Below are 16,150 nucleotides of genomic sequence, written 5' to 3' on the forward strand. Positions count from 1 at the left end.
GGAGGTTCCTTTCTAGCCTGAACCGGCGATCTTCAGCCGCGGGCCTGTTTGACCAGGCCGGCAATGACATCGCGCACCGACATGCCTTCGGCGCGGGCGGCAAATGTCAGCGCCATGCGGTGCTGCAGGACCGGTTCGGCAAGCGCGTGGATATCGTCGAGCGAAGGAGCGAGGCGGCCTTCGTAAAGCGCGCGGGCGCGGGCCGTCAGCATCAGCGACTGGCCGGCACGCGGGCCTGGACCCCAGGCGACATGCTTGTCGGTGGACGCGTTGCCGTGGCCCGGTCGGGCAGAGCGGACGAGCGACAGGATCGCATCGACCACCTTGTCGGAGACAGGCATCTGGCGGATCAGCGCCTGGATGTCCTTCAGCCGCGTCGCGTCGATCACGCTGCGCGCCTTGGCTTCGGCGCTGCCTGTCGTGTCGAGCAGGATCTGACGCTCGGCGGCGAGCTCCGGATAGAGAACGTCCACCTGCAGCAGGAACCGGTCGAGCTGCGCTTCGGGAAGCGGATAGGTGCCTTCCTGTTCCAGCGGGTTCTGCGTGGCAAGCACGTGGAATGGTGCCGGCAGGTCATAGCGCTGGCCGGCCACGGTGATGTGATATTCCTGCATGGCCTGCAGCAGCGCAGACTGGGTGCGCGGCGAAGCGCGGTTGATTTCGTCGGCCATCAGCAGCTGTCCGAAGACGGGTCCCTTGACGAAGCGGAAGGAGCGGCGTCCGGTCTCATCCGTATCCATCACTTCGGAGCCCAGAATATCTGACGGCATCAGGTCGGGCGTGAACTGGATGCGGTTAGAATCAAGCCCGAGGACGGTGCCGAGCGTCGAGACGAGTTTGGTCTTGGCGAGGCCGGGAACACCGACCAGCAGCGCATGACCGCCCGAGAGAACCGCGAGCATGGTGTTTTCGACGACACGTTCCTGGCCGAAGATGACCTTGGCGACTTCCTCGCGGATGGCGGCGATATCGGCAAGTGCCTTTTCGGCCGAGGCGATGATGGCTTTCTCGTCGAGGACTGTTTGCGTAGAATTCATCATGCCCATGTCGTTCACCATCACCCTTGATTGGTATCCAGATCCAGCAGGCTTCGCCGAACCAACTTGTCCGACCGTGAATCGCTGCGTCGCAGCAGTCACCTTAGACCTTGAAACTTATTCCGCCAAATAAGGCTGACAAGCACGCGATGAATGACTATCTCGTGAGAACATTCACCTTGGCTGATGCTTAAGGTCGAACCGGGACTGAAAAATGGCAGTAGAACCAATTAATAAGGCGGCCGATGCCGCTGGTCTCGCGGCGATGATCTCCCATGCCTCCGAGCAGGCGAGCGGCGGCCCGCGGGGCGAAATGCCGGGTCTTCCGCCGGTCGAGCGGTGGAACCCGCCCTTCTGCGGCGATCTCGACATGGAAATCCGTGCCGACGGGACCTGGTTCTATCTGGGCACGCCGATTGGCCGTGCGCCGCTGGTCCGGCTGTTTTCGACCGTGCTGCGCAAGGACGAGGACGGCCGAACCTATCTCGTCACGCCTGTGGAAAAGGTTGCGATCCGGGTCGTGGATGCGCCGTTCGTGGCGGTTGAGATGCAGCAGAGCCTCCGCGACGGCCAGCAGGTGCTGACGTTTCGCACCGGTGTCGGCGATGTGGTGGAGGCTGGCAGCGATCATCCGATCCGGTTTGCGATTGCAGGCGAGGGACAGGAGCTGAAGCCTTACCTGCACGTCCGCGGACGGCTCGAGGCGCTGGTTTCGCGGGCGGTGATGTATGATCTCGTGGCGCTTGGCGAGACGATCGAGATCGATGGCGTCGCGATGTTCGCAGTGCGCTCCGCCGATGCGGTGTTTCCGGTGATGCCGGCCGCCGAGCTGGAAGTGTTGTCCCGATGAGTGGTCTCGGTTTTTATTCCGCTGATGAGTTTCGCCGCCGTTCGCGGTCCCAGAAGGGCGGGCCGATCGAGGAAGCGTGGCGCGATCACGGCGATCATCTGCTCAACCCGGCCTGGGTGAACGCGACCGTTCAATCCAAGCTGAAGGATGCGGCCGTGCTGGTGCCTGTCATCGACGATGCCGATGGCGCCAAGGTTATCCTGACGCAGCGGACGGTGAAGCTGCGCAAGCATTCCGGCCAGATCGCGTTTCCGGGCGGTGCGATCGATCCCGAAGACGGATCGCCTGAGGTGGCGGCGCTGCGCGAGGCGGAGGAGGAGATCGGTCTTGACCGACGCTTCGTCGAGCCGCTGGCCAGGCTTCCCGATTATTACGCGGCGACCGGATTTCGCATCACGCCGGTGCTGGCCGTGGTGAGCCGCGGTTTCGAGCTGACGCTCAACCCGGACGAAGTGGACTCGGCTTTCGAAGTGCCGCTGTCCTTTCTGATGGACGAGGCGAACCACCAGCGCGGCACCCGCGACTGGAATGGCGCGACCCGGCACTTCTACGTCATGCCCTATGAGGACCGGGAAATCTGGGGCATTACCGCCGGAATTTTGCGCACGTTGTATGAAAGGCTTTACGCATGACCTCCATTGCTACCCCCTCGGTTGCCGATGAGGCATGGTTCAACGATGCCGCTCTGCAGCGGCTTCTTCTCCTTCTGAACGCCGATGGCGGCGAGGCGCGGGTGGCTGGTGGCGCGGTGCGCAACGCGCTGATGGGGCTCGCCGTCGCCGATATCGACGTGGCGACGACGCTTCTGCCGCAGGACGTGGTGGAGCGGGCAGAAGCTGCCGGCATGAAGGCCGTGCCGACCGGGATCGAGCATGGGACGGTAACGCTGGTGATCGACGGCACGCCGTTTGAGGTGACGACGCTTCGGCGCGATATCGAGACCGATGGCCGCCATGCCAAGGTTTCGTTTGGCACCGACTGGCAGGCTGACGCGGAACGGCGCGACCTCACCATCAATGCACTCTACGCGGATGCGTCGGGCGCTGTGGTCGATCTGGTCAAGGGATTGCAGGACATCGAGAGCCGGACGATCCGGTTTATCGGCGACGCTTCGCAGCGGATTGCCGAGGATCATCTGCGCATTCTCAGGTTCTTCCGGTTTTTCGCCTATTACGGATCCGGCCGGCCGGATGCGGACGGATTGCGGGCATCGGCACGCGCCAAGGACAGGCTTTCGACGCTGTCTGGCGAGCGGGTCTGGGGCGAGACTAAGAAACTGCTGGCCGCCCCCGATCCGTCTCGCGCACTCTTATGGATGCGGCAGGCTGGCGTGCTGACGGAAATCCTGCCGGAAACCGAAAAATGGGGCATCGACGGCATTCATCCGCTGGTGGCCGCAGAAGCAGCGCTCGGGTGGACGCCGGATCCGCTGCTGCGGCTTGCTTCGATCGTGCCGCCCGATGCGGAGCGGCTGGCGGCGATGGCGAAACGGCTGCGGTTTTCGAATGCCGATGCGGCGAAGCTGGCCGTCTGGGCGTCCGCACCCGCCATTCCCGACGAGGTGACGGATGTCGGCTTTGATCGTCTGCTCTACCGAAATGGCGTGGCCGGCATGGTTGCACGCGTCAAGCTGGCGCTGTCGTCGGCCAGAGCAGCGGCCGAGGGCGATCCAATGGCGATGCGCAAGTCGGCAAGGCTGTCGGTTCTTCTTAAGCGGGCCGAGGGCTACGCCAAGCCGGTCTTTCCGATCGCGGGCGCCGACGTTCTCTCGGCAGGTGTGCCTGCCGGCAAGAGGGTCGGTGAGATCTTGAAGCAGATCGAGGACTTCTGGGTGGAGCGTAACTTCAACCCCGACCGGGCAGCGCTGGCCACCCGGCTGGACGAGATCGTGAAGCAGAGCTCCTGATCAATCCTCCTATTCGGAGATCGCCCAGGAGTGGAATACGGATGCCCGCTCCGCGGGAATCATCATGCGAGCGGCATTGGCCGCGCCGGATTCCGCCGACTTACCGGCAAGCTGCCGCTTCACTTGCTCGACACAGAAAGCGTGGGGCAGTTCGCCACCGCTTCTGGCTCGCATTTCGACGGCCAGACGCTCGACCAATTCGGGCGTCTTCATCAACTTCGAAACGGGGTATGAACTTGGTTTTGTCAGGCTGTTTGATGGGGTCATGGCTGTTCTCCCGTGCAACCAGAACGCACGCTAGCACCGAACACACCGATTCGAACATCGAATTTTTCGCAGATGACAACTACCAGTGGCCTTACAGTCATCAATTTCTTGAGAGCAGACTGCCCGGGCGTGCCAAAATGATCAGGGCCAGCGGACTGCCGGTGGCATCGAGGATAGAATCGATTCCACATTGCCGCCTGTCTTCAGGCCGAAAATGGTACCGCGGTCGTAGAGAAGGTTGAACTCCACGTAGCGGCCGCGACGGATCAGTTGCTCGTCGCGGTTCTCTTCGGTCCAGGGCCGGTTGAAATTGCCGCGGACGATCTTCGGGTAGAGGAGGTTGAAGGCGCGGCCGACATCCTGCGTGAAGGCGAAATCGGCATCCCAGCCGCCTTTTTCCGCATCCGAGTGGAGCCAGTCGAAAAAGATGCCGCCGACGCCGCGGGGCTCGTTGCGGTGCTTCAGGAAGAAATAGTCTTCGCACCATGCCTTGTAGCGCGGATAATCGGCGACCGCGTGGCGATTGCACGTGATTTCCATGACCCGGTGGAAAAGCTGAGTATCGGGGTCTTCCTGGCTGCGGCGGATGTCGAGGACCGGCGTCAGGTCGGCGCCGCCACCGAACCACTGGCTGGTGGTGACGACCATGCGGGTGTTCATGTGCACTGCCGGCACATTGGGATTGACCGGATGGGCAATGAGCGAAATGCCCGACGCCCAGAATGCGGGGTCTTCGTCGGCGCCGGGGATCTGCTTGCGGAATTCTTCGGAAAACTCGCCGTGGACGGTGGACGTGTGGACGCCGACCTTCTCGAAGACTCGGCCTTCCATCATCGACATCGTGCCGCCGCCGCCTTCGCCCTCGTTGCGAAGCCAGTTCTTCCGGGTAAAGCGGCCGGGCGGCTGATCGGAGAGCGGGCCGGTCAGTTCGTCTTCCAAAGCCTCGAAGGAAGCACAGATCGTGTCGCGGAGGCTCTCGAACCAGGCTCGCGCGGCTGCCTTCTTCTCTTCGAGATTTTCGGGCAGTTCCTTGGGCAACGCCGGCCGTTCCATGGTCTTTTCCTTTTCCGCTATGCCTTTGATCTGATTCCGTATCCTCGCCGGCGGCACTTAGCATCTCAGACTTGCGCCGGCCATTCCCAAGCGCGTGAGGCCGCCCGTTTTAAGACAGGAAAACAGACTCGCAATGCGGGTGAGACCATATTATCTTGATGTCACCAGGTGCCGATAAGAGGGTTTGATGGCGAAATTCACACCCCCGCCACTCGACGGGCTGAAGCGCAGAATTCACCGCCACCGGCAGGAACAGGCCGGCGGACCGGGCAGTATGTTCGTGCGCGAGACATTTCTGATGACCCGCGAGGATGCCCGCGAAAAAGCGCGGCAATGGTTCGACGAATTTCCGAAGGCTGCCTACTGGACCGAAGTGGAAAGCTGGCGCCAGCTGGAGGGCGACCGCATCGAGTTCACCATGCGGAGACTTCCGACGGCCGACTGAGGAAGTCCCTCAGGCGCCGGGTTCGGCGAGGCGAAGGCGGCTTTCGATCAGGGCGCCGCTGTCATCAAGTATCGGATGCGCAACCGACACGATGTGCGCGTTGATGCGTTTGAGGTCACGCAGCATGTCGAGATGCAGCGAGCTGGTCTGCAGGCTTTCCAGTCGTCCGTCGCGCAGCCGCTCCAGATGCTTTTCGGCGGACCGCTTTTCGAGCCGGCGGACTTCCACCTTGATTTCCATCAACTGCCGCGCCAGCGCCAGATCGCCCGTCTGGAAGATCGTCTGGGCGGTTCTCAGGTTGTCCACAGTCAGGCTGAGCAGCACCTGCAATTCATCGAAGCCGTCGTCCGAGAACTTGAGGCCGTGCGCAATCTTCTTGCGGACCTGTTCGGCGATGCCCTTTTCGATGATGTCGCCGATATGTTCGAGGTTGATAGCGTAATCGATGATGGCGATGGAGCGGCGGGCGTTCTCCGCATCGAGACCGGTGCGGCCCAGTTCCGACAGGTAGAGCTTCACATCCTGATGAAGGTGATCGACCCGTGACTCGAGCCCGGCGATGTCTGCAAGCGGGGCGATATCGTTACGTTTGAAGGCATTTTCGGTGCGGATCAGCATGCGCTCGATAGTGTCGCCGACGCCGAGCACTTCGCGCGTCGCGTTGGCGAGCGCCATCACAGGGTTGTCGAGCGCGTCCTGATCGAGGAAGCGGGGGCCGTCGTCTCGCTGCGGATCATCAGGGACAAGGCGAGCTGCAAGGCGCGAGACTTGGGCTGAGAACGGGAATACGACCAGCGCCAGCAGGATATTGAAGGCGAGGTGTGCATCGACCGGGAGCTTTTCCGGCGACAGCGGCAAGGCTTGAACGGCATCGGCGACAGGGCCCGCGAGCGGCAACGCGATGGCGCAACCGATGCCGCGGGTGACAAGGTTGCCGAGCGTGATGCGTCTTGCGGCAGCCGGCGCAGAAAGAGTGGCGACGACGGGCGGAATGGCGCCACCGAGATTTGCGCCGAGGATGAGCACGATCACCAGGCCGGCGGAGACATTTCCGGTCGAGGCGAGCGAGAGGATCAGCACCACGACCGCAAGGCTGGACGACGAGACGAAGGCGAGCACCGCCGACAGTATCAGCGCCACCGGCCACGCGTCATCGAGCAGGCCGATAAAGGCCGCGAGCGCCGGCGACTGGCGCATCGGTTCGGTGGCGAGCCCAAGCAGATGCAGTGACAGCAGCATCAGGCCGACGCCTATCATGGCCGTGCCGCCGCCTTTGCGGGCTGGCGATGCACCGCGAAGCATGACCAGACCGATGAGGATGAGAAGGGGCGACAGCCACTCGATGCCGGTCGCGACCAGCCAGGCGGTAACGGCGGTGCCGACATTGGCGCCGAGGAGCACGATCTGAGCCATGCGTGGACGCACCATGCCGCGTTCGGCAAACGAGGCGAGCGTCAGTGCGGTCGCGGTCGAACTTTGCAGGGCGATCGTGGCGACAAGGCCGGAGACGAAGGAGCGCAGGCTGCTGCTGGTGCCGCGGGCTAGACCCGTCTTGAGGCGTGTCCCGAAGGCGCGGGTCACGCCATCCTTGACCTGCGCAAGGCCAAACAGAAGCAGGGCCACGGCGCCGAAAAGATTGATGATCACGATGGTCGATTGCATATCGGAATGTCTTCCGCCGGGGGACGGTTCCTATCGAATAAAGAGCGATAATGAATTGCCGGCTAACGAATATAGGCCGATTGCAGCGATGTGCAAATCACTGTTCGCGACAGTTTTTTACGCTTCCGCGCTGCCGCGGGAACGCGGATCAGGCAGCGTCTTCGATGGCCTGCTCTTTCGCCATGACCGGCGTGAGTTCGAGACCCAATGCCTTCATCACCTTCAGGATGGTGGTAAATTCCGGGTTGCCTTCGCCACTCAAGGCCTTGTAGAGCGCCGCGCGGCTCATGCCTGTCTTGCGCGCAAGCTTGCTCATGTTGCGGGCCTTGGCAACCGTGCCAAGGCATTTCGCAATGAAGGCCGGATCGCCTTCCTCGAAGGCTGCGACCATGAATTCGAGACAGTCTTCCTCAGAGTTCAGGTGTTCGGAAATATCGAATGGACGAGTCTCCAGAGGCATCGAACTATCCTTTCCAAAACGCAGCCAATTTTCTGGCCTCAGCGATGTCTCTCGCCTGACTATCCTTGTCGCCCCCACACAGCAGGAGCAAAATGGTGCGATCGCGCCGCACGAAATACACGCGGTAGCCTGGGCCGTGGTGAATTCGCATCTCGCTTATGCCCTCACCGACGGGCTTGATATCGCCGAGATTTCCTTCCTTCGCATCTGCCGATGCGGGCCAAAATTCGCGTCGCGGCACGTCTGTCCACGAGGTCGTCGATCCAGGTATCGAATACGGACGTGGATAGAATTTTGTACATAATATGTACTCTATGGAGTGCAGTCGTGCAACATCATAGAGTAAACTCAGGCGTGTAAAAGACGCTAAATGCGCGTGCCGTTTATGCGGTGAAACCCGTCTGCCGCAGCGCTTCTCCTGATATCATTGCGGCCGACATGGCGACGTTGATGGAGCGCTGTCCTTCGCGCATCGGGATCAGTATGCGGGCATCCGCCGTTTCGTGGACGAGGTCCGGAACGCCGGCGCTCTCGCGGCCGAACAGCAGGATGTCGCCGGGCTGAAACTGGAAGTCCACGTAGGGTTGGGCGGCCTTTGTGGAGGCGAGGACCAGCCGCCGGTTTTCGGATCTCCGCCAATCGTCGAACTGCTGCCAGTTGACGTGGCGGGTAAGTTCGACGTTTGCCAGGTAATCCATTCCTGAGCGTTTCAGGTTGCGATCGGAAATATCGAAGCCCGCCGGTTCGATGATATCGACGCCAAGGCCGAGGCAGGCGGCGAGCCTCAGGATCGTGCCGGTATTGCCGGGAATGTCGGGCTGGTAGAGGGCGATGCGCAGCTTTGTCATGGTTTTCCTTAAAGCCGAGCCGCCGTTCCGGCTCAAGCGGTTCTGCGCGGTTTCGATCGGATTGCCGCAGATTTGGGACTTTTCAAAATGGCAATCAACGGGTAAAAGGGCATCGATCTTTAACGCCAGCCTATGGAGGCCTACATGGATATGACCGTGCCTATGCGCCTCCGCCCCCCGGTATTTGTCCGACAGGCTTAGGCGTCCGCGGTTTCACGCAGTCTTTTCACCTTTGTATTTTGCACGGCCGATATCCGGCAGCGCTCACCACATAACTGACCGGTTCGCCGTCGGCGCGTTTGCGTTGCGTGAAGCGGGTCCGATTGACGGAGCTATCAATGTTTTCCTGGTTCGAACGGCGGGTTCACCCTTATCCCGAGGAGACCCCAGGCCTGCCGCCTGCCGGCCTGATCGCCTTCCTCTGGCACTATACCAAGCCGGTCTGGCCCTGGGTGCTGATCATGTCGGTCTGCACGATGTTCATCGCGCTCGGCGAAGTGATGCTGTTCCAGTTTCTGGGCAATATCGTCGACTGGCTGACGCATGCGGAGCGTTCGACCTTCCTTCAGAACGAGGGAATGACGCTGGTTGCCATGGCACTGATGGTGCTGGTCGGGCTGCCGCTGGTCGCCGGCCTCAATTCTCTCATCATGCACCAGATCCTGATGGGCAATTTTCCGATGATCGCCCGTTGGCAGATGCACCGGTTCCTGCTCAACCACTCGATGACCTTCTTTGCCAACGAGTTTGCGGGTCGCGTCTCGACCAAGGTCATGCAGACGTCGCTGGCGATCCGCGAAGTGGTGATGAAGGTGCTCGACGTCTTCGTCTATGTGGCAACCTACTTCATCTCGATGGTGGCGGTGGTTGCGGTCGCGGATATCCGTCTGGCGGTGCCGCTGGTTGTCTGGATCGCCTTTTATTCGGCAACCGTCGCCTACTACGTTCCCAAGCTCCGGAAGATTTCGGCGGCGCAGGCGGATGCGCGCTCGATGATGACCGGGCGTGTCGTCGACAGCTACACCAACATCGCGACGGTGAAGCTGTTTTCACATTCCGGCCGTGAGGAAGACTACGCCAAGGATGCGATGGACGTGTTCCTGAAGACCGTGCATGGGCAGATGCGCAAGGTGACCGCGTTCCAGGTGCTGGTCTATTTCTACAACTGTGCAGCCCTGTTTGCCGTCGCGACGCTGTCGATCTGGTTCTGGCTGGACAGCGCGATCTCGATCGGCGCCATTGCCATCGCGATCGGCCTTGCAATGCGCATCAACGGCATGTCGCAGTGGATCATGTGGGAAGTCTCGGCGCTGTTTGAGAATATCGGCACGGTCTATGACGGCATGTCGATGATGACCAAGCCGCATGACGTCACCGATGTCGAGGATGCGTCGAAGCTTTCGGCGGCGAAAGGCCATATCGTCTACGACGACGTGCGCTTCCATTACGGCAAGGCAGCGGGCGTCATCGACGGGCTGACGCTGGATATCAAGGCGGGCGAGAAGGTTGGCCTGGTCGGGCGCTCCGGTGCCGGCAAGACGACTCTGATGAACCTGCTCCTGCGGTTCTACGATCTGGAAAGCGGGCGGATCACCATCGACGGGCAGGACATTGCCGGTGTGACGCAGGACAGTTTGCGGTCCTTGGTCGGCGTGGTGACACAGGACACGTCGCTGCTGCATCGCTCGATCCGCGACAATATCGCCTATGGCCGGCCGGACGCGACCGATGCCGAGATCATTGAGGCGACCAAGCGGGCCAATGCCTGGGACTTCGTGGAAAGCCTCGTCGATCTTCAGGGGCGCAAGGGGCTCGACGCGCATGTGGGCGAGCGCGGCGTCAAGCTTTCCGGTGGCCAGCGTCAGCGGATCGCGATCGCCCGCGTGTTCCTGAAGGATGCGCCGATCCTGGTGCTGGACGAGGCGACCTCTGCGCTGGATTCGGAAGTCGAAGCGGCAATCCAGGAAAACCTGTTTGCCCTGATGCAGGGCAAGACGGTCATCGCCATCGCGCATCGGCTGTCGACGCTCACGGAGATGGACCGGGTGATCGTGCTCGACCGGGGCGCCATCGTCGAGACCGGCACGCATCGCGAACTGGCGGATCAGGGCGGCATTTATGCGGACCTCTGGAACCGTCAGTCCGGCGGCTTCATCGGGCATGAGGACGAGGGCCAGGCTGCCGAGTAAACCGTTGACGGAAGAGGCTTGCGGTCGCCGGGGAAACCGGCGGCCGACAACGGTCGTCACGCGTCCGATGGGCGCTGGACGCTTCCGATCGGCGGGAGGGCGCGACGCCAACGATTCATAACTTGTTGCGCATGTTCCGAGCCACCCCGGGATGGTCGCTCACGCTCTCGGCGGCTCCCTAGGGAACGACGCCGCGGCCAGCGAAACATTCAACAATGTCAGGTATTTGCGACGACGCTAATATTTTTTATGGCCGAGACGCAGTAAGTTTTTCTTTATCTAAAGCTGTCAAGTCTCGAGGGATTAAACTCCCTCTCATTTCGGCTCCGGTCCCAGATGTTCAGCAAGATAAAGATCAAGTTTCTTCTGCCCGCTCTCTTCGGCATCACCGTTCTTCTGGTAATCCTTCAGGGCGCACTCGCCATGCGCTCCGTCAACCAGCTCGATGCTCAGACGTCCAATATCAGCCGTCGCATGGAACGCTCGGTGATGACCTCCAATATGGACAGGATCCTGTCCGATATCCGGCGTCTTTATTTGATGGCGCTTTCGGCCAGCAATGCCGCTGACCAGAAGCAGTGGCTCGATCAGATCCGCGCCAAGACGCAGGAGCGTGCCGAGGCTTTCAAGACATTCGCCGACACGGCCAGCCTCGATGTGACCAAGGACAAGATCGAAAAGCTCGAGGCGATCGTTGCCGATTACGACAAGCTGGGAGCTCAGTTCGTCAGCCTGCTGGGGGCCTCGCGCGTCTATGAGGCCAAGGCCGTCATCGCGCAGATGGTGCCCAAAGGCGGCGAGGCCGGCGATGTGATGCTGGACATGATCAACGACAACCGGCTGCACAGCCTCGAATACGGCAAGGTCGCCGATAGCGCCGCACGGTTTGCAGCGATCTCGACGATTGTCGTCGTCGTCTTCGCAACACTTCTCGCGCTTGCTGCAGGGCTTTTGTCCTACTTCCGCGTTGCGCGCCCGATTGCCGACATTACCGGTTCGATGAACACACTTGCCTCCGGTAATGCGCAGGTTGCGATCCCTTACGCGGGGCGGAAGGATGAAATCGGCGAGATGGCAGCAGCCGTCTCAGTGTTCCGCAACAACGCCCTGGAGCGCGAGCGCCTGGAGCGGGAAACCGAGGCCAACCGTTCGATGAGCGAGAGCGAGCGGATTGCTCGCGAGGAGCAGAAGGCGCATGAGGCGGCCGAGGTTTCGTTTGCCGTCGATAGTCTTGCCAACGGTCTGAACTCCCTCTCGCACGGCGATATGACCTTCCGCATCGGACAGCCGTTCGCCGGACAGCTCGATCAGCTGCGCGTCAACTTTAACGCCTCGATGGACAATCTGCAGACTGTCCTTCGGTCGGTCGGCGACAATGCCCGGATGATCGATGCCGGTGCCAACGAGATCCGCTCTGCCGCAGACGATCTGTCGAAGCGTACCGAGCAGCAGGCGGCATCGGTCGAAGAGACCGCTGCGGCGCTCGAGGAGGTAACGACGGCCGTCAAGGATTCGGCAGCCCGTGCCGGAGAAGCCGGAAAGCTCGTCGAGCACACCCGCAACGGTGCCGAAAAGTCCGGCGATATCGTTCGCCAGGCCGTCGTTGCGATGGAAGCGATCGAAAAGTCGTCCGGCGAGATCGGCAACATCATCGGCGTGATCGACGACATCGCTTTCCAGACCAATCTTCTGGCGCTGAACGCCGGTGTCGAGGCAGCCAGGGCCGGCGAGGCCGGCAAAGGCTTTGCGGTCGTTGCCCAGGAAGTCCGCGAACTTGCCCAGCGGTCCGCGAAAGCGGCGCGCGAGATCAAGGTTCTGATCGGTGCTTCGGGCGAAAAGGTGCGTGACGGCGTTGCGTTGGTCGGCCAGACAGGGGCTGCCTTGCAATCGATCGTGACCGAAGTGCAGCAGATCAACACCAACGTCGCCTCGATCGTCGTGTCTTCGCGTGAGCAGTCGACGGGTCTGTCGGAGATCAGCACCTCGGTCAATCATATGGACCAGGGCACCCAGCAGAACGCGGCGATGGTAGAGCAGACGACGGCTGCCAGCCACAGCCTTGCCGCGCAGGCTGCATCGCTGATCGAGCTTTTGGCACAGTTCAAGCTGGAAGAGGGACGCAGTGCGGTCCGCTCGGCCACGCCTGCATCGCGACCGGCACAGTCACCCGTGCGCGCAATGGGCAACCGGATTGCCTCGGCATTCGGCGGCGGCCAGGCTGCCGCCAAGCAGGAATGGTCGGAGTTCTGATCCTCTGCCAAAATGATGAGTTCTGGAAACGGCTGCTTCGGCGGCCGTTTTCGTTTTGAAGCCCGCCTTATGAAAAGCGGGCGATTGCGGAATTATCCGGCGACAGCCGCATCCCAGCCTTTGCCCCTTTCGAAATCCGCCTATATCCTGCGGCATGATCATTCGTCTCTTCCGCGCCTTCGAAAATTATGTTCAGCCGTTTGCGCGCAAGGACGATCTGCGTCCGCCCGAAGACGTGTTCGCCTTTATCTGGTTCTACATCTCGCAGGCCAAGGCGCCGTTCTTCGGGATGCTTATTCTCGGCGGACTGACGGCGGCGATCGAGGCGGCGCTGTTCTGGTTCGTCGGGCGGCTCGTGGATATCCTGTCGACGATCAAGCCGGGTGACGGCTGGACGGTGCTGCTCGACCAGCATGGCGGCGAGCTGTTGGGCATGCTGGTGCTGATCGGTGTCGTGCGCTTCCTGGTGACGATGTCGACCGCGCTGATCGACCAGCAGATCATTACGCCCGGGTTCTACAACCTGATGCGCTGGCAGTCCTACATGCATGTTGCGCGCCAATCGCTGTCGTTTTTCCAGAACGACTTTTCCGGCCGGATCGTCACCAAGGTCTGGTCGGGCGGGCAGGCGGCGGGCGATCTCGTGACCTCGCTGATGGAAAGCGTCTGGTTCGTCACGATCTATTCCGTCTCCATGCTGGTCCTGGTCGGCGGGCTCGACTTGCGGCTCGGCGTACTGGTTTGCGTCTGGGTGCTGGTGTTCGGATTTCTGGCCCGTTATTTCGTGCCGCGCATTCGGTACCACTCGCGCGAGACGGCGGAGGCTGCCTCCATGCTCAACGGCCGCATGGTCGACGCCTACAGCAATATCCAGACGCTGAAACTGTTCGGGCGCGACGAGGCCAATGACCGCTACATGCGGCAGGGCTTTGAGACCTATCAGACCACGCTCATCCACTTTACCCGTTTCATCACCGGCGTCCGGGCGTCGATGGCGCTGCTGTCGGGCATCATGATCAGCAGCATGGCGGCGCTGTCGATCCATCTGTGGCTGTCCGGGCTGATCAGCTCCGGCGCGGTCGCGTTCACCTTGGCGCTGGTGCTGCGGTTGAACTTTCTGCTTGGCCGTCTGATGACCCAGTTCAACGGCATCATGCGGAATTTCGGCACCGTGCAGAACGCCGCCGAGCTTATCTCCAAGCCGATCGGGTTGTTGGACGTGCCCGGTGCGACGGAACTGAAGGTGGCGCAGCCGGAGATTCGGTTTGAAAATATCCGGTTTCACTACGGCAAGGGCGAGGGCGTGATCGACAACCTGTCGCTCTCCATCCGGGCGGGAGAGAAGATCGGGATCGTTGGACGATCGGGGGCGGGCAAGTCGACGCTCGTCAACCTGCTGCTGCGCTTCTACGATCTGGAGGGCGGGCGCATCCTGATCGACGGGCAGGACATTGCGACGGTGAGCCAGGAGTCGCTGCGCGCCAATCTCGGCATGGTGACGCAGGACACGTCGCTGCTGCATCGCTCGCTTCGCGACAACATCCTGTTCGGGAGACCCGATGCGACCGACGCACAGCTTCTCGATGCGGCCAAGAAGGCCGAGGCAGACGGGTTTATCCAGACGCTGACCGACCAGCGCGGCCGGCGCGGCTTCGATGCGCATGTGGGCGAGCGCGGCGTGAAACTGTCGGGCGGACAGCGACAGCGGGTGGCGATTGCCCGGGTGATGCTGAAGGACGCGCCAATCCTGGTGCTGGACGAGGCAACATCGGCGCTCGATTCGGAAGTGGAAGCGGCGATCCAATCCAATCTGGAGCGGCTGATGCAGGGCAAGACCGTGCTCGCCATCGCGCACCGGCTTTCGACGATCGCGACGCTCGACCGGCTGATCGTGATGGACAAGGGCGCCATCATCGAGCAGGGGACGCATAACGAGCTGATTGCGGCGGGCGGTCTCTACGCGGATCTCTGGTCGCGCCAGTCTGGCGGGTTCCTGGGGATCGAAGATGAAGGCGACGTGGTCAAGGTCCGGTAATCGCGATGTCGGCGATCAGCCCGGCGTGGTTGGAGCCGTAAGTGTTCGGCATGCGGGTGAGCGACTTCATTTTCAGCGGCGCACGCACATAGACGTGGTCGATCGCCAGACCCAGCATCCGCGCCCGGACTGGCCAGGTGGGCGGCTCGAAGGCGGCGGTCTTCAGCCCCGTCGAGTTCAAAAACATCCGCATGTTGGGTGGCAGGCTTGAGGCGTTGAAATCGCCTGACAGAACCAGCGAGCCATCGGTGGCGGTGATGGCGAGCGCTGCATTCATGAGTTCCATCGTGTGGAAGTTGTCGAAATAAGGCTTCGTCGTATGGATGCCGACGACATGGACCTTGCGCCCGGAAACCGTGACCTCGCCCATGATAAAGCGATTGTCGAAGATATTGCTCAGGCTTCGAACCGAAGCGTTTTCGATCGGGGTTTTTGAAAACATCATCTGGTCGCACTCTTCCATGAGCACGCCGCAGCCGACGCGGTAGGGATAGACCGTGGCGATCTGCGTCAGATGTTCGTAAAGCGATTCGCCTTCCATGATGTTCACCACATCGGCGCCCGATGACACGATGGCGCGGGTGATGCCCTCGGCATTTTCGTAGTTTTCGGAGAGGATGTTGAAGGACATCAGCCGGAAGGTCGGTGCGCTCTGATCGGCAGGCGTGACCTCCGCCGCAATTTCGCGCGCCATCCACAGAGGGTGCGCGGTCAAAAGCAGCGCGACCAGAAGCAGGGCATAGCTTGCGAGGTTGCGGTGGATAAGAAGCGCCAGTGCCATGCCGGCGACGCAGGCCGCGGCCGCATGAAATTGCAGGCTGTGGAGCGTTGCGAGGATCCAGTGAGGCCGCAGATAGCGTGTCAAGATCGCGAGAAGGACCAGCGACACGATGACGCAGATGGCGACCGATAACGTCTTTCTCATTCAGGATTTCCGAGCCGGCTGCCATGAAGCTTTCTGCCGCCTAGCATGCCGTTCCGCCACTGGCAACGCAACAGGCCCGGCCAGGGGCAAGGAAGGGCAGGCGATCTGGGGTTGTGGCCGCTTCGCCACGCCCGCGCGTCCCGGGGTGGGGCAGTTCGATCCAATGCGGCGCATATCCGGCAATACAGGGGGACGGTCCGCATCCTGGCCAGAATGTGGCGGG

At 61.6% G+C, this 16,150-nt stretch carries 14 protein-coding genes and 1 pseudogene; 7 read left to right on the forward strand and 8 right to left on the reverse strand.

What is annotated here, in order from left to right; genetic code table 11:
* Positions 1-32: 32 nt before the first annotated feature.
* Positions 33-1,046: a MoxR family ATPase gene (locus ASF70_RS22435; protein WP_062457917.1), complete on the reverse strand. Its 1,014-nt coding sequence runs from the start codon at positions 1,044-1,046 to the stop codon at positions 33-35.
* A gap of 205 nt (positions 1,047-1,251) precedes the next feature.
* Between ASF70_RS22435 and ASF70_RS22440 the strand changes: the two genes are divergently transcribed.
* Genes ASF70_RS22440 through ASF70_RS22450 form a run of 3 tightly spaced genes read left to right on the forward strand, consistent with a single transcriptional unit; the run spans position 1,252 to position 3,793 of the window.
* A complete protein-coding gene (locus ASF70_RS22440; protein ID WP_062582916.1) occupies positions 1,252-1,887 on the forward strand; it encodes a DUF1285 domain-containing protein in 636 nt (211 codons plus the stop codon).
* Positions 1,884-2,519, forward strand: coding sequence for a CoA pyrophosphatase (locus tag ASF70_RS22445; RefSeq protein WP_062582918.1), 636 nt, complete (start codon positions 1,884-1,886; stop codon positions 2,517-2,519). Before ASF70_RS22440 ends, ASF70_RS22445 begins: the two co-directional genes overlap by 4 nt.
* Complete coding sequence (locus tag ASF70_RS22450; RefSeq protein ID WP_062582920.1) at positions 2,516-3,793, forward strand: CCA tRNA nucleotidyltransferase; 1,278 nt, start codon at positions 2,516-2,518, stop codon at positions 3,791-3,793. The genes ASF70_RS22445 and ASF70_RS22450 overlap by 4 nt, the downstream gene beginning before the upstream one ends.
* 9 nt (positions 3,794-3,802) lie before the next feature.
* On the opposite strand, the gene ASF70_RS22455 is transcribed toward ASF70_RS22450, so the two are convergent.
* Together ASF70_RS22455 and hemF are read right to left on the reverse strand one after the other, a co-directional pair.
* Complete coding sequence (locus ASF70_RS22455; protein WP_082472020.1) at positions 3,803-4,060, reverse strand: hypothetical protein; 258 nt, start codon at positions 4,058-4,060, stop codon at positions 3,803-3,805.
* Positions 4,061-4,201: 141 nt separating this feature from the next.
* A complete protein-coding gene (gene hemF, locus ASF70_RS22460) occupies positions 4,202-5,113 on the reverse strand; it encodes an oxygen-dependent coproporphyrinogen oxidase (RefSeq protein WP_062455712.1) in 912 nt (303 codons plus the stop codon).
* A 187-nt stretch (positions 5,114-5,300) separates the two neighbouring features.
* On the opposite strand from hemF, the gene ASF70_RS22465 reads away from it, so the two are divergent.
* Positions 5,301-5,558, forward strand: a complete 258-nt coding sequence (locus ASF70_RS22465) for a hypothetical protein (protein WP_062455715.1) — start codon at positions 5,301-5,303, stop codon at positions 5,556-5,558.
* Between the two features lie 9 nt (positions 5,559-5,567).
* Here the strand turns inward: ASF70_RS22465 and ASF70_RS22470 are convergent, their stop codons facing one another.
* From ASF70_RS22470 to ASF70_RS22485, 4 genes and pseudogenes are all read right to left on the reverse strand, one after another.
* Complete coding sequence (locus ASF70_RS22470; protein WP_062582924.1) at positions 5,568-7,220, reverse strand: Na/Pi cotransporter family protein; 1,653 nt, start codon at positions 7,218-7,220, stop codon at positions 5,568-5,570.
* 148 nt (positions 7,221-7,368) lie between these two features.
* Positions 7,369-7,680, reverse strand: a complete 312-nt coding sequence (locus tag ASF70_RS22475) for an addiction module antidote protein (RefSeq protein ID WP_062582926.1) — start codon at positions 7,678-7,680, stop codon at positions 7,369-7,371.
* Between the two features lie 4 nt (positions 7,681-7,684).
* Positions 7,685-7,982, reverse strand: a pseudogene (locus ASF70_RS22480) (type II toxin-antitoxin system RelE/ParE family toxin).
* Positions 7,983-8,063: 81 nt separating this feature from the next.
* Positions 8,064-8,528: a tRNA (cytidine(34)-2'-O)-methyltransferase gene (locus ASF70_RS22485; RefSeq protein WP_062582928.1), complete on the reverse strand. Its 465-nt coding sequence runs from the start codon at positions 8,526-8,528 to the stop codon at positions 8,064-8,066.
* 338 nt (positions 8,529-8,866) lie between these two features.
* Here ASF70_RS22485 and ASF70_RS22490 point away from each other — a divergent pair, with 338 nt between their 5' ends.
* The 3 genes from ASF70_RS22490 (at position 8,867) to ASF70_RS22500 (ending at position 15,002) form a co-directional block, all read left to right on the forward strand.
* Positions 8,867-10,717, forward strand: coding sequence for an ABC transporter ATP-binding protein (locus ASF70_RS22490; protein WP_062455728.1), 1,851 nt, complete (start codon positions 8,867-8,869; stop codon positions 10,715-10,717).
* A 336-nt stretch (positions 10,718-11,053) separates the two neighbouring features.
* Entirely contained in the window at positions 11,054-12,967 is a 1,914-nt protein-coding gene (locus tag ASF70_RS22495) for a methyl-accepting chemotaxis protein (RefSeq protein ID WP_062582930.1), read from the forward strand.
* A gap of 154 nt (positions 12,968-13,121) precedes the next feature.
* Positions 13,122-15,002 carry an ABC transporter ATP-binding protein gene (locus tag ASF70_RS22500; protein ID WP_062582932.1) on the forward strand — a complete coding sequence of 627 codons (1,881 nt, stop codon included), beginning with the start codon at positions 13,122-13,124 and terminating at the stop codon, positions 15,000-15,002.
* Here ASF70_RS22500 and ASF70_RS22505 read toward each other — a convergent pair.
* Positions 14,989-15,927 (reverse strand): endonuclease/exonuclease/phosphatase family protein, encoded by a 939-nt coding sequence (locus ASF70_RS22505; protein WP_062582934.1) that lies wholly within the window; start codon positions 15,925-15,927, stop codon positions 14,989-14,991. The genes ASF70_RS22500 and ASF70_RS22505 overlap by 14 nt on opposite strands.
* Between the last annotated feature and the right edge of the window lie 223 nt (positions 15,928-16,150).

Source organism: Rhizobium sp. Leaf321, assembly GCF_001423215.1.
Taxonomy (GTDB): Bacteria; Pseudomonadota; Alphaproteobacteria; order Rhizobiales; family Rhizobiaceae; genus Neorhizobium; species Neorhizobium soli.

Excerpts from the sequence above, each read along its gene's own strand:
- ASF70_RS22435 (WP_062457917.1), bottom strand. The coding sequence starts at position 1,046 with ATGGGCATGATGAATTCTACGCAAACAGTCCTCGACGAGAAAGCCATC.
- ASF70_RS22440 (WP_062582916.1), top strand. The coding sequence starts at position 1,252 with ATGGCAGTAGAACCAATTAATAAGGCGGCCGATGCCGCTGGTCTCGCG.
- ASF70_RS22445 (WP_062582918.1), top strand. The coding sequence starts at position 1,884 with ATGAGTGGTCTCGGTTTTTATTCCGCTGATGAGTTTCGCCGCCGTTCG.
- ASF70_RS22450 (WP_062582920.1), top strand. The coding sequence starts at position 2,516 with ATGACCTCCATTGCTACCCCCTCGGTTGCCGATGAGGCATGGTTCAAC.
- ASF70_RS22455 (WP_082472020.1), bottom strand. The coding sequence starts at position 4,060 with ATGACCCCATCAAACAGCCTGACAAAACCAAGTTCATACCCCGTTTCG.
- hemF (WP_062455712.1), bottom strand. The coding sequence starts at position 5,113 with ATGGAACGGCCGGCGTTGCCCAAGGAACTGCCCGAAAATCTCGAAGAG.
- ASF70_RS22465 (WP_062455715.1), top strand. The coding sequence starts at position 5,301 with ATGGCGAAATTCACACCCCCGCCACTCGACGGGCTGAAGCGCAGAATT.
- ASF70_RS22470 (WP_062582924.1), bottom strand. The coding sequence starts at position 7,220 with ATGCAATCGACCATCGTGATCATCAATCTTTTCGGCGCCGTGGCCCTG.
- ASF70_RS22475 (WP_062582926.1), bottom strand. The coding sequence starts at position 7,680 with ATGCCTCTGGAGACTCGTCCATTCGATATTTCCGAACACCTGAACTCT.
- ASF70_RS22485 (WP_062582928.1), bottom strand. The coding sequence starts at position 8,528 with ATGACAAAGCTGCGCATCGCCCTCTACCAGCCCGACATTCCCGGCAAT.
- ASF70_RS22490 (WP_062455728.1), top strand. The coding sequence starts at position 8,867 with ATGTTTTCCTGGTTCGAACGGCGGGTTCACCCTTATCCCGAGGAGACC.
- ASF70_RS22495 (WP_062582930.1), top strand. The coding sequence starts at position 11,054 with ATGTTCAGCAAGATAAAGATCAAGTTTCTTCTGCCCGCTCTCTTCGGC.
- ASF70_RS22500 (WP_062582932.1), top strand. The coding sequence starts at position 13,122 with ATGATCATTCGTCTCTTCCGCGCCTTCGAAAATTATGTTCAGCCGTTT.
- ASF70_RS22505 (WP_062582934.1), bottom strand. The coding sequence starts at position 15,927 with ATGAGAAAGACGTTATCGGTCGCCATCTGCGTCATCGTGTCGCTGGTC.